Below are 22,247 nucleotides of genomic sequence, written 5' to 3'. Positions count from 1 at the left end.
CCCGACGGTCACGACCGGGCCAGCGGGGCGAGCTCGAACGACTCCGTGATCGCGTTCTTCGGCAGCCCGGTGATGCCCTTCTCGGCGACGATGAGGTTCGGCAGGACGAAGAGCACGTCCCCGGCTGCGTCCTCGGACAGCTCCTTGGCCGCCTTCTTCATGAGCGTCACCTGCTCCTCCGGCGTGCCGGAGTCGGCGGCGGCCAGGTCCGACTGCAGCTGCTTGTTGTCGTAGCGCGTGTAGTACTTCGGGTCGCCGAAGACGGCCGGCAGGTCCCGGGGCTCGACGTGCGCGACGATCGACATCTCGTAGTCGGCGTCGGTGAAGACGGTCGAGAGCCACACGGCCGGGAACTCGAGCTGGTCGAGGGTGACCTTGAAGCCTGCCTGCTCGAGCTGGCTCTTGACCACCTGACCGCACGACACGGCATACGGCAGGGACGGGATGCGCAGGCGCACGGGCGTCGCGGCGGCGTTCGTCTGCGACAGAAGAGACTTCGCCTTGGCGACGTCGTGGGGGTAGAGGCCGGTGAGGTCCTCGTACCACGGGTCCGTCGGCGGGACCATGCTGCCGACGAGCGTGCCGCGGCCGGCCCAGCAGGTGTCCATCAGCGCCTTGTGGTCGATGGCGTAGCGCGCCGCCTGGCGGACCTTGAGGTCGTTGAAGGGAGCCTTGCCGTTGTTGAACGACAGCAGCACCTCGCCGTTGGTCGTCCCCTCGATGATCTGGTACGCGTCATTGCCCTGGAACTGCGCCAGCGACTCGGGTGCCTGCACCGTCCCGATGACGTCGATCGTCTTCGTCAGCAGCGCGTTGTTGAGGGCCGTCGGGTCCTTGAAGTACTTGAGGGTGACCTGCTGGAAGTAGGGCTTCGTGCCCCAGTAGGCGGGGTTGGCCTTGAGGCTGATCGAGTCGCCCCGGCGCCACTGCTCGAAGACGAACGGGCCGGTGCCGACGGGCTTGGTGGCGAGGTCTGCCACGGCCGTCTCGGTCATCATGGCGCCGACGCGCGTCGACATCCGGTAGAGCCAGTTGTTGCTCGGCTTGCTCAGGGTCACCTGGAGCTGGGTGTCGCTCAGCGCCTTGGCGTCCTGGACGACGTCCATGGCCGCCTTGAGCGAGACGGTCCAGTCCGTCTTGACGCGGTTGATCGAGTAGACGGCGTCCTTGGCGGTGAAGGGCTGGCCGTCGGTGAACTTCGCGTTGTCGACGAGGTCGAACGTGTACGTCTTGCCGTCGTCGGAGACCTTCCACGACTTCGCGAGCGAGGGCTTGAGCTCACCCTCCTGGTCGACGGTCACGAGGGTCTCGTAGACGTTGTCGAGGAGGGCCTGCGGGATGGCCGCGCCGTCCTTCGTCGTGAAGTCGAGGCTGACGGGCTCGGCGACGAGCCCGACCGTGAGCGAGGTGTCAGCACCGCCGCCGCCCCCTCCCCCGGTGCCGCCGGAGCCCGATGAGCCGGAGCCCGCGGAACAGGCCGCCGTGAGGACGAGGAGCAGCGCCGCGGACGCCGCCGTGCCGATGCGGGTGGGCTTCATCGTGACTCCATCTCGTGCAGGACCGCTGCGGCCAGCTGCGAGGTGCTCGCAGTGCCGCCGAGGTCGGGGGTGTGGTGGTGTGCTGAGCGGAGGGTCGCGGCCAGGGCCGCGCGGACCGCTTTCGCGGGTCCGGTGTGGCCGAGGTCGTCGAGGAGCATGGCCCCGGAGAGCAGGCAGGCCGTGGGGTTGGCGATGCCGCGTCCGGCGATGTCCGGCGCGGAGCCGTGCACCGGCTCGTAGATACCCGGCACCGTGCCGCCGGGCAACACGTTGGCGCTGGGCGCCATCCCCATGCCACCGGCGAGCACGGCCGCGAGGTCGCTGAGGATGTCGCCGAAGAGGTTGCCGGCGAGGAGCACGTCGAGCGAGTGGGGGTGCTGGACGAGCCGGGCTGCCATGGCGTCGACGAGCACGATCTCGAGCTCGACGTCGGGGTGCCGCTCTCCCACCTCGCGCACGACGGCGTCCCAGAGCGGGTAGCCGTGGCGCATGGCGTTGGACTTCGTCACGAGGGAGAGGCGACCGCGCCGCTGCTCCGCGAGTCCGTACGCGTGCTCGGCGGCCCGCTCGATGACGCGCCTCGAGTGGACGGCCACCTCGATGCCGAGGTCGTGGCCGGTACCGGCATGGGCGAGGCCACCGGCGCCGACGTACTCGCCCTCGGTGTTCTCGCGGACGATGACGAGGTCGACGCCCTCGACGTCGCGGACGCGGCTCGGCACGCCCTCGAAGGCGCGCACGGGTCGCACGTTGACGGCGAGGTCGAGCTGCTGGCGCAGGCCGATGATGAGGCCCCAGACGAGCTCGTGGTCGGGCACGTCGGGACGTCCCACCGCGCCGAAGAGGACGGCGTCGTGGCGGCGCACGATGTCCGCGCCGTCGGCCGGCATCGCGGCTCCCTCACGGAGGAACCGGTCTGCGCCCCAGTCGAGCTCGGTGACCTCGAGACGCTCGCCGTGGCTCTCGAGTGCTGCGTTCAGCACCGGGAGGGTGGCGGCGACGACCTCGGGACCGACACCGTCGCCCGGGATCGCTGCGAGTCGCACCGTCATGGCTCTCCTTGTCCGGGGCAGGTCGTTCGTGGAGGGTCCGACGTCGTCATCGTCGCCGGTCCGCGATGTTCACTGGTCTGACCAGTGGACTTTCTCGCCGTGAGAGGTACCGTTGCCCTCATCAGGCCGGATGTCAAGACCTCGTCCGGCGGACCAGGCGGCCCGAGGGCCGTCCGACGCGGAAGGACGTCCATGCCGCACCCGTCTGGCCGACCGGCCGGTCTCACCGCCACCGAGCTCGTCGCCGCGTACGCATCGCGAGACCTCTCCCCCGTCGAAGTGCTGCACGACGTCGCCGACGTCATCGAGGCCCGTGAGCCCGAGCTCAACGCCTTCTGGCACCTCGACCTGGAGGCCGCCGCGACTGCGGCACGTGCGAGTGAGGAACGTTGGCGCAGAGCGGAACCCGCGGGTCCCATCGACGGCGTCCCGGTGACGGTCAAGGAGAACCTCGGGCGCGCCGGCGTGCCGATGCCTGCAGGCAACGCCGGTGTCGAGCCGGTCGTGCCGACCCGCAGCAGCCCCGTCGTCGAGCGTGTCGAGGAGTCCGGCGGCGTCATCCTCGGCTCCACCGTCATGCCGGACTGGGGCATGCTCAGCTCCGGCGTGTCGAGCCTGCACGGCATCACACGCTCCCCGTGGGACCCCACCCTGACGACGGGCGGCTCGAGCTCGGGCGCCGGTGCCGCGGCCGCGGGTGGCTACGGGCCGCTCCACGTCGGCACCGACATCGGCGGCTCGATCCGCCTGCCCGGCACGTGGCTCGGCCTGACGACGCTGAAGCCCAGCGCGGGTCGCGTGCCCCTCGACACCCCCTACCTCGGACGCGTGGCGGGACCCCTCACCCGCTCGGCCGGAGACGCGGCGCTCCTGCTCTCGGTCATCAGCCGACCTGACGCGCGTGACTGGACGAGCCTCCCCCCTGTCGACCTCGGCACCGTGCTGCCGGCCGAGCCGCTCGACGTCAGCGGGCTGAGGGTCGGTCTCCAGCTCGACGCCGGGTGCGGGCTGCCGCTCGACCGCGAGGTGCACGCCGCCGTCGAGGCGGCCGCCGAGGTCTTCGCCGCAGCCGGTGCCGACGTGGCGCCCCTCGGGCCCTTCATGACGCCCCAGATGCTGCGCGACCTCGACGAGTTCTGGCGGGTGCGGTCGCTGACCGACTTCGACGCCCTGTCGCCGGAGGCCCGCGATCGCGTCCTCCCGTTCATCCAGCGGTGGGTGCTCGCGGTACGCGACGTCGACGGGCGCTCCGTCCTGCGCGACTACGCGAGCATCATGCAGCTCCAGCAGGCGACGGTCGCGGCCACTGAGGCCTTCGACCTCGTCCTGTCTCCCGTCGCCCCGGTCACGGCCTTCTCCGCCGAGTGGCCGATGCCGTGGGGCGAGGACGACAAGGGCATGGCGCACATCGGCTTCACGGCGCCCTACAACATGTCCGGCCAGCCGGCCGCGTCCGTCAACTGCGGCTTTACCGCCGACGGGCGGACCATCGGCCTGCAGGTGTCCGGACGTCGCTTCGACGACGTCGGTGTGCTCCGCGCCGTCGACTGGTACGAGCGACACCGCAGCGAGGCGGCGACACCCCGGTGGCCCATCCCCCAGACAGGAGCAGCACGTGCCTGACGCCCCGGTGACCCCAGCGGCCACGACCGGCTTCGAGCCGGTGCGCTCGGTCCGGCTCTACGAGCGCATCGTCGAGCAGGTCGAGGAGGCCATCGCGCGAGGCGAGCTGCGCCCCGGCCAGCGGCTGCCGAGCGAGCGCGAGCTCGTCGTGCAGTTCGGCACGAGCCGCGCCACCGTCCGCGAGGCCCTCCGGGTGCTCGAGAGCAACGGCGTCGTGCGCTCACGGGCCGGCGACCCGAACGGCCCCGAGATCATGCCCTTCACGACCGGCGGCCTGACCAAGCAGATGCGCCGCCTCGCTCGCGCCGACGGGCTGTCGCTCTCGCAGCTGCTCGTGTCGAGGATGATGCTCGACTCGACCGCCAACCGGCTCGCCGCCGTGCTGCGCACCGAGGCCCAGCTCGCCGAGATGGACGCCGCCATCGAGCAGATGCGCGCAGCCGTCGAGGGCGGCTACGGCTCGTTCAGCGAGGCCGACTTCGCCTTCCACGAGGCGATCGCCCGCGCGAGCGGCAACACCCTCATTCAGGTGTGCAACTCCGTCGTCCGCGACACGGTGCTCTCCCTCATCTCCGACAAGATCGCCCACGCCCGCAACGCTCAGGCGCTCATGAAGCGCTCGCTCGGCCACCACGAGCAGGTGCTCGCCGCGATCCGCGCCGGCGACGGTCCCGAGGCGGGTCGGGCCTCGCTCCACAGCCTCTACGACTACTACGCGAGCTACGTCCCCAAGGCCGAGCGCGTCGCCCTCGAGGCCCTGCTCGACGACTGACGGGGCCCGCACGGCAGAATGCGGGGCTCGGTGTGTCGTCGACGTCAAGGAGTTCAGCCCCCGTGAGCGTGCAGGTGAAGGTGCAGTCCATCGAACGTCGCATCGCAGAGGAGCTCGGCGTCCGCGACGGACAGGTGACCGCGGCCGTGGGCCTGCTCGACGGCGGATCGACCGTCCCCTTCGTGGCGCGCTACCGCAAGGAGGTGACGGGCGGCCTCGACGACGCCCAGCTGCGCACCCTCGAGGAGCGCCTCGGCTACCTCCGCGAGCTCGAGGAGCGGCGCGCAGCCGTGCTCGCCTCCGTCGACGAGCAGGGCAAGCTCGACGACACACTGCGCGCGCAGATCCTCGCCGCCGAGACCAAGGCGCGCCTCGAGGACATCTACCTCCCGTTCAAGCCCAAGCGACGGACCAAGGCCCAGATCGCCAGGGAGGCCGGCCTCGAGCCGCTCGCCGAGCTGCTGCTCGGCGAGCCGGGCACCGACCCGGCCCAGGCTGCGGCGCGGTTCGTCGACACCGACCGCGAGGTCGCCGACGCAGCCGCTGCCCTCGACGGGGCGCGCGCCATCCTCGTCGAGCGGTTCGCCGAGGACGCCGACCTCATCGGCGACCTGCGCGAGCGCGTCTGGAAGCAGGGCCACGTCGGCTCGCGCGTCCGCTCCGGCAAGGAGGAGGAGGGCGCCAAGTTCTCCGACTACTTCGACTTCTCCGAGCCGCTGTCGAAGCTGCCGTCCCACCGCATCCTCGCGCTCTTCCGGGGCGAGAAGGAGGACGTCCTCTCGCTCGAGATCCACCCCGAGGACCCGGCGGCCGAGCAGCAGCCCGGCCCGACGGCATACGAACGGGCGATCGCCCACCGCTTCGGCATCGAGAACGCCGGGCGGCCGGCCGACCAGTGGCTCGCCGACACCGTCCGCTGGGCCTGGCGCACGAAGATCCTCGTCCACCTCGGCATCGACGCCCGGATGCAGCTGCGTCGCGCCGCCGAGGAGGAGGCCGTACGCGTGTTCGCCGCCAACCTGCGCGACTTGCTGCTCGCCGCCCCCGCCGGTGCCCGGGCCACGATGGGCCTCGACCCGGGCTTCCGCACCGGCGTCAAGGTCGCCGTCGTCGACGGGACCGGCAGGGTCGTCGCGACCGAGGTCATCTACCCCCACGTCCCGCAGCACCAGTGGGACCGCTCGCTCGCGACCCTCGCGCGGCTCGCCGAGGAGCACTCGGTCGACCTCATCGCCATCGGCAACGGCACCGCGTCGCGGGAGACCGACCGCCTGGCGGCCGACCTCATCAAGGCACACCCCGAGCTGCAGCTGACGTCGGCGGTCGTCTCCGAGGCCGGCGCCTCGGTCTACTCCGCGTCGGCGTTCGCCTCGCAGGAGCTGCCCGGGATGGACGTGTCGCTGCGCGGAGCCGTGTCGATCGCCCGTCGCCTCCAGGACCCGCTCGCCGAGCTCGTCAAGATCGACCCGAAGTCGATCGGCGTCGGGCAGTACCAGCACGACATCAGCCAGACGGCCCTCTCGCGCTCGCTCGACGCGGTCGTCGAGGACTGCGTCAACGCCGTGGGCGTCGACGTCAACACCGCCTCGGCTCCCCTGCTCACCCGCGTCTCGGGCATCACGCCCGGGCTCGCCGAGAGCATCGTGGCGCACCGCGACGCCACCGGCCCGTTCCGCACGCGGAAGGCCCTCAAGGACGTGCCGCGCCTCGGGCCCAAGGCCTTCGAGCAGGCGGCCGGCTTCCTCCGCATCCCCGGCGGCGACGACCCGCTCGACGCGTCCGCCGTGCACCCCGAGGCCTACCCCGTCGTGCGTCGGATGCTCGAGTCGACCGGGCAGAAGCTGACGTCAATCATCGGCAACACCGTTGCGCTGCAGTCGATCCGACCCGCGGACTACGTCGACGACACGTTCGGCCTGCCGACCGTCACCGACATCATCAGCGAGCTCGACAAGCCCGGCCGCGACCCGAGACCGACGTTCAGGACGGCGACCTTCAAGGAGGGCGTCGAGGAGATCAAGCACCTCCGGCCCGGCATGACCCTCGAGGGCGTCGTGACCAACGTCGCGGCCTTCGGCGCGTTCATCGACATCGGTGTCCACCAGGACGGCCTGGCCCACGTCTCGGCCCTGTCGAAGAGCTTCGTCCGCGACCCGCACGACGTCGTCAAGTCCGGCGACGTCGTCATGGTCAAGGTGCTCGACGTCGACGTGCCCCGCAAGCGGATCTCGCTGACCCTGCGCCTCGACGACGAGGTGACCCCGGGCGCGCCGCGGGAGCGCAGCGGGCAGGGGCGCGGCGGGCAAGGGGGCAGCGGACAGCCGCGCGGCGACGGGGGCGGCAGCGGACAGGGTCGCGGCGGCCAAGGCCGTGGTGGCCAGGGCCGTGGTCAGGGTCAGGCCGGTCAGGGCACCCGCCCCCGCAGGGACGAGGCCCCGGCCGACAGCGCCATGGCCGACGCCCTGCGCCGCGCCGGCTTCACCGGCTGAGCGCCGGACCGGGCGCCGGGTGGGCGCGTCGCGCGTCACACGCAGCGTGGGTGAGACGCAGCGTGTCAGGCGCGGCGCGTCACGCGTCGGGTCCGGCGCGGTGGAAGACGGCCTCGACGTTGTTGCCGTCGGGGTCGCGGACGAAGGCGCCGTAGTAGCCGGGGTGGTACTCCGGCCACAGCCGCGGCTCGTGCAGCGACTCCACCCCGAGCTCGAGCCCCTTGGCGTGGAAGGCTCGCACGGCCTCGACGCCGTCCGCCTGGAAGGCACAGTGCATCTCGCGGTTGGGCTCGGTGCCCGACCAGCGGCTGATCCAGAAGTCGGGGTGCCCCTCGGTCCCGTAGCCGATGGCCACGCCGACGTCCATCTGGCGGCTGTAGCCGAGCACGCCGAGCACCTCGTCGTAGAAGCGGGCGCTGGCCTCGAAGTCGGAGCAGTTGATCCCGAAGTGGTCGATCATCCCCCGAGGCTAGGCCCGGACGGGACCGAAGAGGGGCCCTTGACCCATTGTCATCGGCGCCAGTCTTTGGTCGACTGTCTGTGGTGGGTCCGGCCCATCAGGGGGCCGGTCCGTAGACCCGGAGGTGCCCATGAGCAGTTCAACGCAGTCGATCCCCGAGAACGCAGAGGATGCCGAGCTCGAGGGATCTCCCGCGGGCGTGCACTCGACGCTGACCGTCGAGGCGCCCGTCGACCGGGTGTGGCAGCACCTCATCAGTGCCCGCGGCACCGAGGCCCTGCTCGGCCCCGGCGTCACGCTCGGCAACAAGGGCGAGTCGTGGCACAGCGCGGACGGCCCGCACGGCGTCGTGCGCAGCTACCACCCGATGGAGCAGGTCCGCGTGTCGTGGCACCCGCACGAGGACGGCCCCCTCAGCATCGTCGACCTCCAGCTCAAGCCCGACGGCGACCGCACCCGCGTCGACCTGTACCACGAGGGCGAGGGCATCGCCGAGGACGGCGCAGGCGACAAGTCGCGTTGGGACGACGCGCTCGGCCGTTTCGCGCAGGCCCTGGACGCCTGAGACGGACGCCCGGAGCTCAGCGGGGACGCTCAGCGGACGACCATGACGGGGCAGGCCGCGTCATGGATGGCGCGATGGCTGACCGAGCCGAGCAGCATGCCCGTGAACCCGCCGTGCCCGCGCGAGCCGACGACGATGAGCCCTGCCGTGGCGCCCAGGTCGGCGAGGGACTGGCCAGGGTCGCCGTAGAGCACCTCGGTCGTCACGATGACCTTGGGGTTGCGCGCGCGCACGCGCTCGGCCGCGCGCAGCACCGACTGCTCGGCGTGGTCGCGGATCGCGTGGGTCTCCTCGGTGCCGCCCTTGGCGGTCTCCACGTACGTCCATGCCTCCATCGAGCGCGAGTGGGCGACGCGGACGATGTGGAGCACGGCGTGCTCCCGCTCGGCGACCTCGACGGCGGCATCGACGGCGCGCATCGACGCGTCCGAGTCGTCGATGCCGACGACGACGTCGTGTCCGCGGCCCGGTCGAGGCGGGGCGGGGACGTCGTCGGGTGCCTTGCCCTCGGGTCCGCGCACGACGACGACGGGGCAGTGCGCGTGCGCGGCGACGGCATACGACGTCGAGCCGAGCAGGCCGGCCAGCAGGCGTCCGCGGCCGCGGCTGCCGACGACGACGAGGTCGGCGTCCCTGGACATCTCGACGAGCTGGGCGGCCGGGCTGCCGAGCCAGTACTGCGTCGTCACCTGGGACGCGTCCAGCGTGGCGCCGGCCCGGACCGCGCCCTCGTCGACGATCGCCTTGGCGGCGTGCTCGAGCGAGGGCTCGATCTCCGAGAGGTCCATCGCCGGGAACGCCGGGGTGGAGGCCAGGTTGACGCTGTGCATGAGGGTCAGGTGCTTGCCCTGCTGCCGAGCCGTCTCCGCGGCCCACTCGAGCGCGAGCTGTGATGATGCCGAACCGTCGTAGGCGACGACGATCCCGTTCGTGGTCCGCACCGGGCCGTTCATGGTGCTCCCCTTCTCTCGTTCGCATGGCCGGGCCTCTGCTCCGTCCACCTCCATCGTCCCGCCCGGCCCGCGGCCCGTCGGTCCTTTGTGACCACTCAGACAGGGGGACGCGCCCCCCGAGGGCGTATGCCGCCGGGCCGGGTCATGCGCCCCGGCCCGGCGGCAGACGTGGTGGGTCAGCCGACGGCCTTCAGCGCGTCGACCTCACCCGCCCCGAACCAGCTGTTCTGCGTCAGCGTGCCCTCGCAGGTCTGCGGCGCTCCCCCGTCGACCGCCGGGTAGAAGGCGTACATCGAGACGTCCGTCGGGCACGGCATCGGGTTGACAGCGTCCTGCAGCGCCGCGGACAGCGCCCCTCCCGTCTTGCCGGTGACGCTGGCGACGAGGGCTGCCACGCCTGCCGCGTGGGGTGACGCCATGGAGGTGCCCTGCTGGTAGCAGTAGGCCGCTCCGCTCGCGTCGACGACGCGTCGTGCCGGGAGGCACGTCACGGTGAGCACGGAGGCGGGCCACGTCGAGAGGACCCGTCCGTTGGGAGCGGCCGGCGTCAGCTGCAGGACGGAGTCGCCGCCGGGTGCTGCGACGTCCACCTCCGAGATGCCGTAGGACGAGTAGAACGACTTCATCTGCTTGTTCCCGGTGGCGCTGACGCCCACGACGCCGGGCACCTCGGTCGGCACGACGGCGCACGCGTTGCTGATGTCGCGGAGGACCGGGGTCGAGTCGTCGGGGCTCGTCGCGTCCTGGGTCGGGTGCGACAAGTCGTCGGCCTGGTTGCCCTCGGCCGCGACGACGAGCACGCCCTTGTTCTGGGCGTACTTGATGGCGCGACGCTCGGCGGTCCAGATGGCTCGCTGCTCGGCGTCGTTGCGGCAGTTGAAGAGCCACGGGTCGGCGAAGTAGCTGTTGTTCGTGACGTCGACGCCGTGGTCGGCCGCCCACATGAACGAGCAGACGACGGCCTCGGGGAAGAAGAAGCCGGCAGCATTGCCTGCCTTGATGCCGGCGATCCTGACGCTCGGTGCGACACCGACGATGCCGAGGCCGTTCGCGGCTGCGGCGATCGTGCCGGCCGTGTGCGTGCCGTGGCCGTTGTCGTCGGCCGCGGCCGCAGCGCCGGGCACCGCCGCCCCGCTGACGCAGTTGGCGCTCGCGGCGGAGTCGACGTTCGGTGCGAGGTCGGGATGCGTGTAGTCGAGGCCGGTGTCGATGTCCCCGACGAGGATCGAGGGGTCACCGGTGCTGACGGCGTGGGCCTCGCCGACCTTGATCTGGGTCATGTCCCACTGCAGGCCTGACAGCGAGTCGGCGAGGCCCGGGAGCCCGGCGCCGTTCTGGGTGGTCTGGGTCGTCGTCGAGTCGTCCGCGCTGTCGCCCGAGACCGCTCCACCGTCGATCGCGCTGGCGAACCTCGTCGTGGCGACGGCGCCCTCGACACCCTTGACGTTGCGCATCTTCGCGGCGAAGTCGGGGCTGGCCGACCGTGCGACGACGACGCTGATGGGGGCGTAGGTCGCGACGACCTGGCCGCCCGCTGCGGTGACGGCGCTCCCGGCGCCGTTCGTGGAGGTCTTCTCCCTGTAGACGACCAGATAGGTCGAGCTCGCACCGGTCGTGGAGGCGTCGGCCGACGCCACCCCGGTTGCGAGGGCGGCGGCCGCGACGACCGCGACCGCCCCGAGTACTGCAGTTCCCCGAGATCCACCCCTTCGTGACACGGACATGGCTCTCTCCTCCGCGGCGGCGGCGTGTGCGTCCCGCCGCTCCGGGCCGACTCCTGTGGCGGCCCAGTTGTCCACGCTAGGGCCGTCGAGTCGCCGGCACGGCTCTTCGCCGGAGCCTGTGAGTCCGCTCGGAGATCGCTGGGACCGATTCAGGCCATAAGGGCCCCGTCGGGCGAATCCTCCCGTGGGAGTGGCGGACTCGTCAGCCGGAGTCGCGGGCTGCCGCCGTGGCGCGGTCGTTGGCGCGTTGGATCGCCTCGACGAGCTCGTCCTTGCTCATGCTCGAGCGGCCCGGGACCTCGAGGCGTCTCGCGATGTCGTAGAGGTGCCGCTTCGAGGCGTTGACGTCGACACCCCCGGCGGAGTCGCCGTCGTCCCGGTGGGCGCGCGCCTCGGCCCCTCGCCGTTCGGCCTGGGGGTCGCTCGGGCCTTTCTCGGCCTTCTCCTCCCAGTGGTCGCCGACCTTCTCGAAGGAGTGCTTGAGAGAGGCGAACGCCGTGCGGTGGGCACGCTCGCCCTCCCCGTACTGCTCGACCGCGGCGTCGTGCGTCGCGAGCCACGTCTCCTGCGCCTTCTTCGAGGACCGCTCGAGGGTCGAGGGCAGGTCCGTGCTGGCGCTCGATCGCTTCTTGCCCGGCATGTCGTTCCTCCTGCGCTGTCGAGGGGGGCGTCGGTGCCCTCGCCCGTGACGTACCCAGCCGGAGTGCGTCAGGGCACCCCACGGCATACGCACCACGGGAGCGCACCGGGACAAACCGTCACGAAGCACGTTCGTCGCGCCCCGGCCCGGGGTACGACCTCCCGCGGTGAGGACGCGGCGCCGCGCGCCCTACCCGACGGTTCACTGCGATTCGGATCGAAGGAGATGGGATGAGCGAGGCTGTCGCACAACGCACGGACGGTGCCATCAGGAGTCTGGTGCCCGCCCGCATGGACCGGCTTCCGTGGACGAAGTTCCACTGGTCGGTCGTTCTCGGACTCGGGGTGTCGTGGATCCTCGACGGACTCGAGATCCAGATCGTGTCCGAGTCGGGCTTCCAGAAGACGCTCGGCATGTCCGCCGCGCAGGTCGGGCTGACGGGCACCGTCTACCTCATCGGCCAGGTGGTCGGAGCGCTGACGTTCGGTCGCCTGACCGACCGCCTCGGGCGCCGCAAGCTGTTCATCATGACCCTCGTCATCTACCTGGTCGGGTCGGGTCTCGCAGGCCTCTCGCCGAACATGTGGTTCCTGTGGGTCTGCCGGTTCGTCGCCGGCATGGGCATCGGCGGCGAGTACACCGCCATCAACTCGGCGATCGACGAGCTGATCCCGTCCCGCTTCCGAGGCCGGGTCGACATCGCGATCAACGGGACGTACTGGTTCGGCGCGTTCTTCGGTGCGCTCGCCAACCTCTACCTGCTCAACCCCGACAACGTCGCCGAAAACGTCGGCTGGCGTCTGGCGTTCTTCATCGGCCCGATCCTCGGCCTGTCGATCATCTGGCTGCGCCGGCACATCCCGGAGAGCCCGCGGTGGCTCCTGACGCACGGTCGCGCAGAGGAGGCCGAGCGCACGGTCGACGAGATCGAGGAGCGGGTGCGTCGCGAGGGCGGCGACATCCCGGAGGTCGATGACAGCAAGGCGATCCTCGTCAAGGCCGAGGACCGCATGGGGCCGAAGGTGCTGTGGGACGTCTTCGTGCGCCGCTACGGTCGCCGCACGGTGCTCGGCCTGACGATGATGGTGACGCAGAGCTTCCTCTACAACGCGATCTTCTTCACGTACGCGCTGGTCCTGACGAACTTCTACGGCATCAGCAAGGCCCAGACGTCGCTCTACTTCCTGCCGTTCGCGGCCGGCAACCTGCTCGGGCCGCTGCTGCTCGGTCATCTCTTCGACACCATCGGGCGCCGCAAGATGATCTTCAGCACCTACACGATCGCGGGCCTCGTCCTGCTCGTGTCGGCCTGGGCGTTCCACGCCGAGATCCTCACCGCGACGACGCACACGATCTTCTGGTGCGTGTCGTTCTTCTTCGCGTCGGCCGGCGCGTCCGCGGCCTACCTCACCGTCAGCGAGATCTTCCCGCTGGAGGTGCGCGGCCAGGCGATCAGCTACTTCTTCGTCGTCGCCCAGTGCGCCGGCGCCGTCGCGCCCGTGCTCTACGGCGTGCTCATCGGCGAGGGCACGGACCGCGGCCCGCTCACGTGGGGCTACGTCGCCGGTGCGGTGATCATGATCATCGGCGGGGCCGTGGCCCTGGCGATCGGGATCGACGCCGAGCAGAAGTCCCTCGAGGACGTCGCCGACCCGCTGAGCAAGGTCTCGGAGGAGTCGGGGGTCAGGGTATGAATGTCGCGGACCTCGGGCGCGAGCACACCATCGTCGTCGGTGTGAGCCCGACGAGCGGCTCCCCCGGCGCCCTTCGGTGGGCCGTCGAGCAGGCCGCGCTGCGCGGTGGCCGCGTCGTGGCCGTCAGGGCCTGGCGCCCGCACGCCCCCGAGACGGCGACCGGCGGCCGCGTGCCGTCGGTCGTCTCCGACGACAGCGCGCTGTCGGCCGAGCAGTCGCGCCTGGCCGAGGACGTCGCGCACGTCCTCGGCCGCGACAACCTCGTCGAGACGCGCGTCGTGGCGGGCAAGCGCCGCGCCGTCCTCGTCGAGGAGAGCCGCGGCGCCGACCTCGTCGTCATCGACGCCGGCCACTCCACCGAGGTGGGCGCCCGCTGGCTCGGAAGCCGCCTCGTGCGCGCCTCCCACTGCCCCGTCGTCGTCGTGCCGCCCGCGCTCGGCGACCGTGGGTCGAGTCCTCTCGGGGCCGCGGCAGGACGCTTCGGCCGCTCGGTCGAGCGTGCCGCCGGCACGGCCGGTCGCCCGGGCTTCCAGCGCCCGCCCTCGGGCTGACGTCTTCGTCACCCCCACGCGGCCGTATGCCGTGTGGCCCGGTCCCGGGACCCGAGTCCTCTGCGAGTTGCATCGATTCGGGCCCGGGACCCACCGCGCCGTGCCTAGAGTCTCCGGCGACAGGGCACAGGGGGCTCGGATGGCAGCAGGTGGTTCGGCGCAGTCGCGCGCCGAAGAACTCAGGGCACAGGCCGCGCAGGCGCGTGCCCACGCGGACGCACTCGAGGAACAGGCCGGTGCCTGGGCAGCCGGCGCCGACGGTGAGCGGCGCGTGGCCGCGACTCTGGCACGTCTCCCGCTCGGGTGGCACGTCCACAACGACCGTCTCCTGAGACCGGGTCGCACGCAGACGAACCTCGACCACGTCGTCGGACCGTCCGGCGTCTACCTCGTCGACACGAAGAACTGGGCGGGTGGCACCAGCGTCCACGAGGGAGACCTGTGGCAGCACACGAGCAGCAGCTCATCCAAGGGACGAGAACTCGACGCCGTGGCGCGCTTCGCAGGTGAGATGGAGAAGACGCTCGGCCTGCCCGTCGTACCCGTCGTCGTCCTGGCCGGTGCGCGCTCCACGTCCTTCCCGAGACAACGCGTGCGTGGGGTCGAGATTATCCCTCTCGACGACCTCGTGGCCTGGCTCCTGACCCAACCCTGGACGGCCGAGGCCGAGGGCGCGGACCTGTTGTCCCGCAGAGTCGCCCACACCTATCCCTCGGCGTCGGAAGAGCCTGCAAGCACAGACCCCGACGTGCTCACGGTCGCCGACGTCCTCGGCGCAGAACGATCGACCTCACGTCGCACGCCGCCGCCGGCCCACCTCCCCTTTCGGCCCCCTCGCCGGCAGACCCACCGCCGGTCACGTCGGCGCGGGTCGGTGGTCTCTTGGCTCGTGGGACTGGTGGCCCTGTGGGCTTTCAGCCAGGTCGGTCCGCACCTCTTCACCGGTCTGCTCTCACCCCGGGGAGGCGACTCCGTGCCGAGGTCGGTCGGGGCCCTGACGCCGACGGGGGATCCCGGCCTGTGCCGATCCTTGACCGCTACGACCATTCGGAAGGTGACCGGTGCGAAGACGGCAATCGAGAAGCCCACGGCCAACAACGGCATCTGCATGTGGTGGTTGTCCAAACCGAGGTACTCGACCGACGGTGCTGACGTCACGGTGGAGATGGGGCGGGTGGTCCTGGTTCGCTTTGCAGCATCCGGAACCGCGAGACCTCGCACCGACATGAGTCCCGGCGGGGTGTCAGCGTGGCTGCCCCAGAACACTGCCCTGCCGGGCTGGAAGGCGGGGCTCCGGACGAGTCAGCCGTTCTTCCTCTCGTGCCGCTTCAGCTACCCCGAAGGTGCGAGTGAAGCCAAGGCCCGGGCTGCCGAGGCGGCTGCCGAGAAGAAGGTGACGCGGTTGGCCGAGGAGCTCGCGAAGGCCCTCGCCCCTCGGCGAGCCACCTGACCCCGGCGGAGGGGACGTCCGTCAGGGCACGAGCATGACCGGGCAGGTCGCGTCGTGGATGAGCCGGTAGGACGAACGCCCGGCCAGCACCGCCCCGACGCCGCCTCGGTGGGGAGCGCCGACGACGAGCAGACCCGAGCCACGCGTGGCCTCCGCGAGCGTCGGAACCGGATCACCGGTGAGGGTCTCGACGGTGACCACGAGCCCGGGATGCCGTGACGTGAGGGACGTGACGGCATACGGAAACCGCTGTCCCCCAGCGTGACCGCGACTTCCGGGCAGGACCGTGACGAGTCGCAGCGGGGCCGCGCAGGCGGCCGCGATCCGAGCCGCAGCGGACACGATCCGCTCCACCCGCGCCAGGTGCGCCTCGTCTCCGCCACCAGTGACGGCGCAGACGACCTCGTGGCGCAGACCGGGAATCGGGATCTCGTGGTGGGCACCGCGCGCGAGGTGACCGAGGTCGTGCAGGACGACGACGGGGCAGTACGCGTGGGCGACGACCGCGAAGGACACGGAGCCGATGAGCGCACTGCGGGTCCGTCCGCGCCCGCGGGTCCCGAGCACCACGAGCTCGGCCGACATCGACGCGTCGACCAGCCCGGCGGCCGGACCACCGAAGGCGTGGACGGCACGCACGCGCGACCGGGCGAGCGGTGGGCCGGGCCAGGTCGACGGACCGCCGACGAGCGTCTCGGCCACCATCTCCAGCGACGGGCTCAACGGACGCAGGGCATAGCCGCGTCGGCTCGGCACGAGGTCGAGCTCGACGGCGTGGACGATCTTGAGCGAGTCGTCGAGCGCCCGTGAGACCGCCGCGGCCCAGACGAGGGCACGCTGCGAGGCCGCGGACCCGTCGTAGCCCACCACGACCTGACCGTCGGCCGGAGCGACAGCGTGGACGCGAGTTCCCTTGACCACCAGCAACGTCGACTCACTGATCGCGTCAGCGGATCACCATGACCGGGCACGGCGCGTCGTGGACGACCCGGTGGCTCACGGATCCCAGGAGCATCCCGGTGAATCCGCCGTGACCGCGGGACCCCACGACGACGAGGCCTGCCTTCTCGTCCACGGCGTAGGCGGCGATCGCCGGGCCGGCACCTCCACCGAGGACAGCGGTCTGCACGTCGAGCCCGGGGTGAGCGCGCCGCGCGTCGTCCGCGACGTCGCGCAGCACCTGACCGACGCGGCGGTGCATCTGGTCGATCATCTCCTCGCGCCCGAGGATCGTGTCGGTCTCGGGCCACGCCTCGAGGCCACCCACGTTGTCGACCGCGACGATGTGCAGCGACGCCTCCGCAGCCGTGGCGATCTGGACGGCCGTCTCGAGCGCCCTCGGCGAGTACTTGGAGTCGTCGAAGGCGACGACGACAGGGTTCGACGGACCCGCGTGGATCACGGACGACCCGCGCACGACGACCGCGGGGCAGTGTGCGTGGGCGGTGACGGCATACGACGTCGAGCCCAGCAGACCGGCGGAGACCGCGCCATGACCGCGCGACCCGGTGACGACGAGGTCGGCCCGGGACGAGATCCCGACGAGCTCGGCAGCCGCGCCTCCGATGACGCTCAGTGGGTGGACGTCCTTGCGATCCAACGTCTTCGCGGCGATGTCGATGGCCTCCGCGAGGACACCCCGGGACATCTCGTCGTACGCGTGAGCCTGGACTCCGGGGTCGTAGGCTCGGAAGGTCGGCGTCATCGTCAGGCCGACGCAGTGCAGGAGCGTCAGCTGGCGGTCGTCCCGCTTCGCTGTCTCGATGGCCCAGTCGAGGGCCAACCGTGCTCCCGGGGACCCGTCGTAGCCCACGACGATGCCCAGGTCCGTCGTCTCGTCGGTCGACTCGTGCGTCGACTCCGTCGTCGAGCTCTCTGCGGCGCTCATCGCTCTCCCCTTCCACGGCGGTCGGGGCCGCATGCTCCGGCCACCCCCATCGTCCCGCGTCGGGCGTGAGTCGGCAGGCGGTTGTGACTGCTCTGACATGCCGGATGCGAGAGCAGGCCGCCGTCACGGGTATCGGTCCGGCCGACCGGCACCCTCAGGGCAGTGTCGCGGTGCCGGCGGCCCGGAGGATCCCATCGGCGGACACGTCGATGTCACGCTCGGTGGTGGTCGCGTTGGACACCGAGACGCGGATGAGTCGCCGGCCGTGCCACGTCGTGCCACCGACCCAGCACGTGCCCTCGCGCTGGACGGTGTCGACGATGGTGTCGGTGCGGCTGGGGTCGCCGATGCTCACGAGCACCTGGTTGAGGACGACGTCGTTGTGGACGGTCGCCCCACCGGCCGCGAGGCGTTCGGCCATGCGGACCGCCAAGGCGCACGACCGGTCGACGAGGTCCGCGACTCCGTCCGTGCCGAGCTCCCGCAGGGCGGCCCAGACCGCGAATCCCCTTGCCCGTCTTGATGACTCGGGCGTCAGATCGCCGAGGACGGGGTCCGACACCGCGCCCGACCCCGTGAGGTATGCCGCCGCGTACGACATCGTGGCAGCGTGCAGCTCCGCGTCGGCGCAGAAGGCGAGCCCGCAGTCGTAGGGGACGTTGAGCCACTTGTGGGCGTCCGTCCCCCACGAGTCGGCGAGCTCGACGCCGTCGACGAGGCGGGCGGTCCGGGGGCTCGCGGCCGCCCAGAGTCCGAAGGCGCCGTCGACGTGCACCCATGCGCCGTGCTCGTGCGCGACGGTCGTCGCCGCCCTGAGGTCGTCGCACGCTCCGGTATTGACGTTGCCTGCCTGGAGGCAGACGATCACCGGTCGGTCGCGGACGGCATCGAGGGTGGTCCGGAGACCGTCGACGTCGATGGCGCCCTGCGAGGTGGCGGCGACCGGCTCGATGCTGCCCGTGCCGAACCCGAGCAGCCGCGCGGCCCGGTCGATCGTGGCGTGTCGCTCCTCGCTCGCGACGACGGCCACACGGGGCGCACCGAAAAGACCATCCCGCGCGACGTCCCACCCGACGTCGGCGAGCACGCGTTGTCGCCCGACCGCGAGGCCGACGGTGTTCGCGGCCTGCGCGCCGGTGACGAAGCCGACCGAGGCGGTTTCCGGCAGCCCCAGCAGGGCCTTCGCCCAGCCGCCGGCCGCCCGCTCGGCGGCTGCGACAGCCGGCGAGAGGACCTCGTTGTAGGCGCACTGGTCCCAACCCGCGGCGAGCAGGTCTGCGGCCGTGGCAGCCGGCGACGCGCCGCCGATGACGAAGCCGAAGAAGCGAGGACCGACGGTGCCGACGAGACCGGGGCGGGCTGCAGCGATCAGCTCGTCGACGACCTCACGCGGATCGGTCGGTGCGGCTGGTAGCGCGCCACCGAATGCCGCCGCCAGGGCTGCGTGGTCGGGCGATGGCTGGACCGGGAGGTCGGCGACGGCAGCGCGGTGCCGAGCCCCCTCGGCGGCGGCCCGGGCGAAGAGCTGGTGCAGGTCGACATCCATCCCTGCACGTTCCTCCGCACGGCGGCGGGGGCGCAAGGGGATGGCCGGGCTCCGTCGATGCTCGGCTGGGACTAAGACGTTCGAGAGCGCGTATCGCGAGTCAGTTCCTCTGTGCAGCAGCGGATCTGAGGTGGCTTGGGTCTTGACGGTGAATTCGAACACATGTACTACATATCTGCTTAGGTGAAGTCCGGTATGCCGGTTTCTGGCTTGAGGAGGTCCTTCAGCGGATGCGGGGTTGTGTCGACGGCTTGCTCGAGCAGGCGATAGAAAAGGAGGCCGCGTGACTTGGCGTTGCGGCGGTTGAACCGGAAGGTGTACTCGTCGAGGTAGTAGGGCAGGTGCGCTTCCTCGACGCGGAAGTGCAGGGTGCCGATGAGCCAGCGCTTGAGCAGCGATGCGACCAGGTGTACGCCGGGCAGCACGCTGGCCTTGTCGGGGGCGGAGTAGCCGAGGGTGAACTCGTGGGTGTAGCCGAGGTCGGCGAGCCGGCGCAGGGTGCGGGCGCCGTCGGTGCGGATCGTGGAGCCGGGCTCGATGACGGTGGTGGCGAAGTCGACGAGCTGGGCTGTTCCGGGGTGGTCGGCGACGGCGAGCCGCACCCGGCCCAGACGATGAGTCTCGTTGCGCTCTATGGCAATCATGACCGCGACCTTGTCGCCGTAGCCCCCACCGCTGTTACGAGTGGCGCCACCGATCATCGTCTCGTCGAGCTCCACGATGCCGGAGAGCTTGTCGCGTTCAGGCCGGACCATGGCCCGGCGCAGCTTGTGCATCCACGCCCACGCCGTCTCGTACGAGCCGAACCCGAGGACCCGTTGCAGCCCCAGCGCGGACATCCCGTTCTTCTGCGAGGTCAGGAACCAGATCGCCGCGAACCAGGTCGACAACGGCGTCCGCGTCCGGTCGAAGATCGTCCCTGCGGTCACCGACGTCCGCCGCCCGCAGGCCCGGCACATCCACAACCCGGCACCCGTGCGCCAGAACTCGCGCTGCTCACACTTGGGGCACACGAACCCGTCCGGCCACCGCAGCCCGGCCAGGTAGTCCAGGCACGACTCGTTGTCCGGGAACCACTCCAGCAGCTGCTGATACGTCGACGGATAATCCACACCCCGAACCGGATTCGCGGTCATCCACAGATCCTACTTCACCCAAGCAGATATGCAGAACACATGTTCTAATTGACCATGGACGACGCGCTGGAGGTGAGAGGCCACTCTCCGCTCCATGCTGTGCGAGGTGCCGACGCCATCGTGGATCTCGAGCGTCTGGCCGATGTCTACCGCTCGCGCGCCGTCGGCCGCGTGCCGCTCCGCCAACGCCACCTGTCGCTCCTCGAGCGGACGCTGCGCAAGCAGGTGGCAGAGACGCTGCTCACCCACCTGCTGCCGGCGCTCGTCAGCGAGCTGCTCGAGGCCGCAGCCGACGACCTGTCCCACGCGGGGCCCGAGGATCCGCTGTCGGAGCTCGAGTCGCTGGCCGACGCCGAGCTCGGGGTCGTCGAGTCGGTCGAGCGCTGCAAGGCGGTGCTCGACGCCGCGGGCCTAGAGTCACTGGCCCGGCTCCGCTCGACCATCGAGTCGGCCGAGCTGGCGCGTTTCGCCGAGCTCGACCGACCGCGACCCCCGGGCTGGGTCGACGCCGACGAGCTCACGGCCATGGAGGTCTCCACGGCCACCGGCCTCGGCACCTACGAGGTGCGGGCACGGCTCGACCTCGCCACTGCGCGCACGCCCGGCGCGACCGCGCTCCGGGGACGCCTGCGGCAGGGCGCGGTCACGCTCTACCGGGCGTGCACGATCCAGAGCGAGATTGCCACGTTGCCACCCGAGTCCGGGCCCGGCATCGTCGACGCGGCGCTCCGGTTCAAGGACGACGCTCCGCCCTCCCCCAGCCTCTTCCGCCAGCGGCTCACGCGCGCCTGCCTTGCCGCCGACCGCGAGGCCGCCGAGCGCCGACGCGCAGCCCGACGGCGTCGGAGCGCCTACGCACAGATCGACCGCGACGGCCTCGGGGTGCTGACCGTCGTCAACGACGCCGACAAGATCATCGCCGCGATGGAGCGAGCGGATGCCGTGGCCAGGGCAGCGCGGGCGCAGGGCGACCCACGCGATCTCGACTCCCTGCGCGCCGACGTCATCACCGACACCCTGATGTTCGGATGGCCCGTGCCCGCCCCAGACGCTGCTTCGTCTGCCCGGAGCACGGTGGACGATGACGTATGCCGCCCCGGCAGTGAGTGGTTCACGCGCCTCGGTCGCCGGCCGGCGGCGACGGTGACCCTCGTGGTTCCCTTCACGACGGCGGTCGGCCTGACCGACGCGCCGTGCGAGGCCCCGGGCCATGGCTGGGTGACGGCCGAGCACGCCCGTCAGATCATGCTCAACGACGGCTCGACGTGGCGCCGCCTGGCCGTCGACGCCGACACCGGCGCCGCCGTCCATCTCGAGACGCTCGCCTACCGGCCGACGGCGGAGATGCGAGCCCATGTCGAGGCCGTCGACGGGACGTGTCGCGCACCCGGATGCACCGTGCCGGCCGCGCGGTGCGACCTCGACCACGACGTCCCGTGGCCGCATGGCCCGACCGACGTCACCAACCTCACGAGCAAGCACCGGCAGCACCACAACGTGCACACCCACGGCCACTGGCTCGTCCGCCGCGATGGTGACCGAGTCCGTTGGCGCACCAAGGCCGGGCGGGTCTACGACACCCACCCGAAGGACTGGCTCGACGGGGTGCGCGACGCGCGACCGCTGGCTCCCACACCGGGACGACCAGCCATCGGGTCGTCGCGCGAGAGCGAGCCGCCGCCCTTCTGAGCCCGTGCGTCATGCCCGCCCTCGCCTGCGCTCAGGATGCCGCCGTGAGCGGCTCGGGCAGACGGAAGACGCCGTCACGGGTGGCGAGGTAGAAGCCGAGCAGGTCGACCCCGTGGACCGCGCAGCGGTCGATCGCCAGCTGGTGCCACGCCCGGTCGACGTCATCAGGCCCCGTCCCTCGAGGGCGGCCTCGACCGATGAGGACCGAACCGTCGTTGTCGGCCACGAGCGGCAGGAGCAGGCTGAGCAGCTGGGCCAGACCACTCGCCTCGGCGTCGGGCGGCACGTCGTGGAGCAGGATCGGCTGGATGCCCCGAGCCTCGGCGTCGCAGATCACCAGGGCGACACAACCGGTGGCGCGGTCCGTCTCGCCGACGATGAGGTCGATCACGTCCGAGGCGACGCGGCGGTTGGTCAGTGGGATCTCGCTCGCCCGAGGGGGCAGGTCGTGGAAGGTCATGCGCCTCATCGTCGCCA

19 protein-coding genes are annotated in these 22,247 nt (G+C 71.3%); 8 read left to right on the top strand and 11 right to left on the bottom strand.

Annotated features, from left to right (window positions below; translation table 11 throughout):
• Window positions 1-8: 8 nt before the first annotated feature.
• Together ACSSS0_RS19340 and ACSSS0_RS19335 are read right to left on the bottom strand one after the other, a co-directional pair.
• Window positions 9-1,538: an ABC transporter substrate-binding protein gene (locus tag ACSSS0_RS19340; RefSeq protein ID WP_487229266.1), complete on the bottom strand. Its 1,530-nt coding sequence runs from the start codon at window positions 1,536-1,538 to the stop codon at window positions 9-11.
• On the bottom strand, window positions 1,535-2,590 hold the full coding sequence (locus ACSSS0_RS19335; protein ID WP_435986385.1) for an isocitrate/isopropylmalate dehydrogenase family protein: 1,056 nt from the start codon (window positions 2,588-2,590) through the stop codon (window positions 1,535-1,537). The genes ACSSS0_RS19340 and ACSSS0_RS19335 overlap by 4 nt, the downstream gene beginning before the upstream one ends.
• Before the next feature lie 192 nt (window positions 2,591-2,782).
• Between ACSSS0_RS19335 and ACSSS0_RS19330 the strand changes: the two genes are divergently transcribed.
• The 3 genes from ACSSS0_RS19330 to ACSSS0_RS19320 all read left to right on the top strand — a co-directional run bounded on the left by ACSSS0_RS19330 (window position 2,783) and on the right by ACSSS0_RS19320 (window position 7,474).
• Window positions 2,783-4,213 carry an amidase gene (locus tag ACSSS0_RS19330; RefSeq protein ID WP_435986386.1) on the top strand — a complete coding sequence of 477 codons (1,431 nt, stop codon included), beginning with the start codon at window positions 2,783-2,785 and terminating at the stop codon, window positions 4,211-4,213.
• Window positions 4,206-4,985: a FadR/GntR family transcriptional regulator gene (locus tag ACSSS0_RS19325; RefSeq protein ID WP_435986387.1), complete on the top strand. Its 780-nt coding sequence runs from the start codon at window positions 4,206-4,208 to the stop codon at window positions 4,983-4,985. Before ACSSS0_RS19330 ends, ACSSS0_RS19325 begins: the two co-directional genes overlap by 8 nt.
• A gap of 62 nt (window positions 4,986-5,047) precedes the next feature.
• Entirely contained in the window at window positions 5,048-7,474 is a 2,427-nt protein-coding gene (locus tag ACSSS0_RS19320; protein WP_487229265.1) for a Tex family protein, read from the top strand.
• 79 nt (window positions 7,475-7,553) lie between these two features.
• On the opposite strand, the gene ACSSS0_RS19315 is transcribed toward ACSSS0_RS19320, so the two are convergent.
• Window positions 7,554-7,934 carry a VOC family protein gene (locus ACSSS0_RS19315; RefSeq protein ID WP_487229264.1) on the bottom strand — a complete coding sequence of 127 codons (381 nt, stop codon included), beginning with the start codon at window positions 7,932-7,934 and terminating at the stop codon, window positions 7,554-7,556.
• A 130-nt stretch (window positions 7,935-8,064) separates the two neighbouring features.
• Here ACSSS0_RS19315 and ACSSS0_RS19310 point away from each other — a divergent pair, with 130 nt between their 5' ends.
• Window positions 8,065-8,499: an SRPBCC domain-containing protein gene (locus tag ACSSS0_RS19310; protein WP_487229263.1), complete on the top strand. Its 435-nt coding sequence runs from the start codon at window positions 8,065-8,067 to the stop codon at window positions 8,497-8,499.
• A 29-nt stretch (window positions 8,500-8,528) separates the two neighbouring features.
• Here ACSSS0_RS19310 and ACSSS0_RS19305 read toward each other — a convergent pair whose 3' ends face one another.
• The 3 genes from ACSSS0_RS19305 to ACSSS0_RS19295 form a co-directional block, all read right to left on the bottom strand.
• Complete coding sequence (locus ACSSS0_RS19305) at window positions 8,529-9,452, bottom strand: universal stress protein (RefSeq protein ID WP_435986391.1); 924 nt, start codon at window positions 9,450-9,452, stop codon at window positions 8,529-8,531.
• A gap of 176 nt (window positions 9,453-9,628) precedes the next feature.
• Complete coding sequence (locus tag ACSSS0_RS19300; protein ID WP_487229262.1) at window positions 9,629-11,176, bottom strand: S8 family serine peptidase; 1,548 nt, start codon at window positions 11,174-11,176, stop codon at window positions 9,629-9,631.
• Between the two features lie 202 nt (window positions 11,177-11,378).
• The gene (locus tag ACSSS0_RS19295) at window positions 11,379-11,816 is read right to left on the bottom strand and encodes a ChaB family protein (RefSeq protein ID WP_435986393.1); all 438 of its coding nucleotides are present in this window, start codon (window positions 11,814-11,816) and stop codon (window positions 11,379-11,381) included.
• A gap of 230 nt (window positions 11,817-12,046) precedes the next feature.
• Between ACSSS0_RS19295 and ACSSS0_RS19290 the strand changes: the two genes are divergently transcribed.
• From ACSSS0_RS19290 to ACSSS0_RS19280, 3 genes are all read left to right on the top strand, one after another.
• Window positions 12,047-13,510 carry an MFS transporter gene (locus ACSSS0_RS19290; protein ID WP_435986394.1) on the top strand — a complete coding sequence of 488 codons (1,464 nt, stop codon included), beginning with the start codon at window positions 12,047-12,049 and terminating at the stop codon, window positions 13,508-13,510.
• Complete coding sequence (locus ACSSS0_RS19285) at window positions 13,507-14,061, top strand: universal stress protein (RefSeq protein WP_487229261.1); 555 nt, start codon at window positions 13,507-13,509, stop codon at window positions 14,059-14,061. Before ACSSS0_RS19290 ends, ACSSS0_RS19285 begins: the two co-directional genes overlap by 4 nt.
• Window positions 14,062-14,200: 139 nt before the next feature.
• Window positions 14,201-15,511 (top strand): nuclease-related domain-containing protein, encoded by a 1,311-nt coding sequence (locus ACSSS0_RS19280; protein WP_487229260.1) that lies wholly within the window; start codon window positions 14,201-14,203, stop codon window positions 15,509-15,511.
• Window positions 15,512-15,532: 21 nt separating this feature from the next.
• On the opposite strand, the gene ACSSS0_RS19275 is transcribed toward ACSSS0_RS19280, so the two are convergent.
• The 4 genes from ACSSS0_RS19275 to ACSSS0_RS19260 all read right to left on the bottom strand — a co-directional run bounded on the left by ACSSS0_RS19275 (window position 15,533) and on the right by ACSSS0_RS19260 (window position 20,081).
• Window positions 15,533-16,381, bottom strand: a complete 849-nt coding sequence (locus ACSSS0_RS19275) for a universal stress protein (protein ID WP_487229259.1) — start codon at window positions 16,379-16,381, stop codon at window positions 15,533-15,535.
• 76 nt (window positions 16,382-16,457) lie between these two features.
• Entirely contained in the window at window positions 16,458-17,399 is a 942-nt protein-coding gene (locus ACSSS0_RS19270; RefSeq protein WP_487229258.1) for a universal stress protein, read from the bottom strand.
• Window positions 17,400-17,553: 154 nt separating this feature from the next.
• A complete protein-coding gene (locus tag ACSSS0_RS19265; protein ID WP_487229257.1) occupies window positions 17,554-18,945 on the bottom strand; it encodes a pyridoxal phosphate-dependent decarboxylase family protein in 1,392 nt (463 codons plus the stop codon).
• A gap of 179 nt (window positions 18,946-19,124) precedes the next feature.
• Entirely contained in the window at window positions 19,125-20,081 is a 957-nt protein-coding gene (locus tag ACSSS0_RS19260) for an IS1595 family transposase (protein ID WP_487229256.1), read from the bottom strand.
• 120 nt (window positions 20,082-20,201) lie between these two features.
• Between ACSSS0_RS19260 and ACSSS0_RS19255 the strand changes: the two genes are divergently transcribed.
• Window positions 20,202-21,770 carry an HNH endonuclease signature motif containing protein gene (locus ACSSS0_RS19255; protein WP_487229255.1) on the top strand — a complete coding sequence of 523 codons (1,569 nt, stop codon included), beginning with the start codon at window positions 20,202-20,204 and terminating at the stop codon, window positions 21,768-21,770.
• A gap of 31 nt (window positions 21,771-21,801) precedes the next feature.
• Here ACSSS0_RS19255 and ACSSS0_RS19250 read toward each other — a convergent pair whose 3' ends face one another.
• Window positions 21,802-22,230, bottom strand: a complete 429-nt coding sequence (locus tag ACSSS0_RS19250; RefSeq protein ID WP_487229254.1) for a hypothetical protein — start codon at window positions 22,228-22,230, stop codon at window positions 21,802-21,804.
• Window positions 22,231-22,247 lie beyond the last annotated feature (17 nt).

Source organism: Terrabacter sp. R4-6 (assembly GCF_057529065.1).
Note: the sequence above shows the minus strand (reverse complement) of the source record. Positions and strands in the feature narration are given on the sequence as shown.

What these genes read in the sequence shown, in the direction of transcription:
- ACSSS0_RS19340 (WP_487229266.1), bottom strand. Translation starts at nt 1,538, where the DNA reads ATGAAGCCCACCCGCATCGGCACGGCGGCGTCCGCGGCGCTGCTCCTC.
- ACSSS0_RS19335 (WP_435986385.1), bottom strand. Translation starts at nt 2,590, where the DNA reads ATGACGGTGCGACTCGCAGCGATCCCGGGCGACGGTGTCGGTCCCGAG.
- ACSSS0_RS19330 (WP_435986386.1), top strand. Translation starts at nt 2,783, where the DNA reads ATGCCGCACCCGTCTGGCCGACCGGCCGGTCTCACCGCCACCGAGCTC.
- ACSSS0_RS19315 (WP_487229264.1), bottom strand. Translation starts at nt 7,934, where the DNA reads ATGATCGACCACTTCGGGATCAACTGCTCCGACTTCGAGGCCAGCGCC.
- ACSSS0_RS19310 (WP_487229263.1), top strand. Translation starts at nt 8,065, where the DNA reads ATGAGCAGTTCAACGCAGTCGATCCCCGAGAACGCAGAGGATGCCGAG.
- ACSSS0_RS19305 (WP_435986391.1), bottom strand. Translation starts at nt 9,452, where the DNA reads ATGAACGGCCCGGTGCGGACCACGAACGGGATCGTCGTCGCCTACGAC.
- ACSSS0_RS19300 (WP_487229262.1), bottom strand. Translation starts at nt 11,176, where the DNA reads ATGTCCGTGTCACGAAGGGGTGGATCTCGGGGAACTGCAGTACTCGGG.
- ACSSS0_RS19295 (WP_435986393.1), bottom strand. Translation starts at nt 11,816, where the DNA reads ATGCCGGGCAAGAAGCGATCGAGCGCCAGCACGGACCTGCCCTCGACC.
- ACSSS0_RS19290 (WP_435986394.1), top strand. Translation starts at nt 12,047, where the DNA reads ATGAGCGAGGCTGTCGCACAACGCACGGACGGTGCCATCAGGAGTCTG.
- ACSSS0_RS19285 (WP_487229261.1), top strand. Translation starts at nt 13,507, where the DNA reads ATGAATGTCGCGGACCTCGGGCGCGAGCACACCATCGTCGTCGGTGTG.
- ACSSS0_RS19280 (WP_487229260.1), top strand. Translation starts at nt 14,201, where the DNA reads ATGGCAGCAGGTGGTTCGGCGCAGTCGCGCGCCGAAGAACTCAGGGCA.
- ACSSS0_RS19270 (WP_487229258.1), bottom strand. Translation starts at nt 17,399, where the DNA reads ATGAGCGCCGCAGAGAGCTCGACGACGGAGTCGACGCACGAGTCGACC.
- ACSSS0_RS19265 (WP_487229257.1), bottom strand. Translation starts at nt 18,945, where the DNA reads ATGGATGTCGACCTGCACCAGCTCTTCGCCCGGGCCGCCGCCGAGGGG.
- ACSSS0_RS19260 (WP_487229256.1), bottom strand. Translation starts at nt 20,081, where the DNA reads ATGACCGCGAATCCGGTTCGGGGTGTGGATTATCCGTCGACGTATCAG.
- ACSSS0_RS19250 (WP_487229254.1), bottom strand. Translation starts at nt 22,230, where the DNA reads ATGACCTTCCACGACCTGCCCCCTCGGGCGAGCGAGATCCCACTGACC.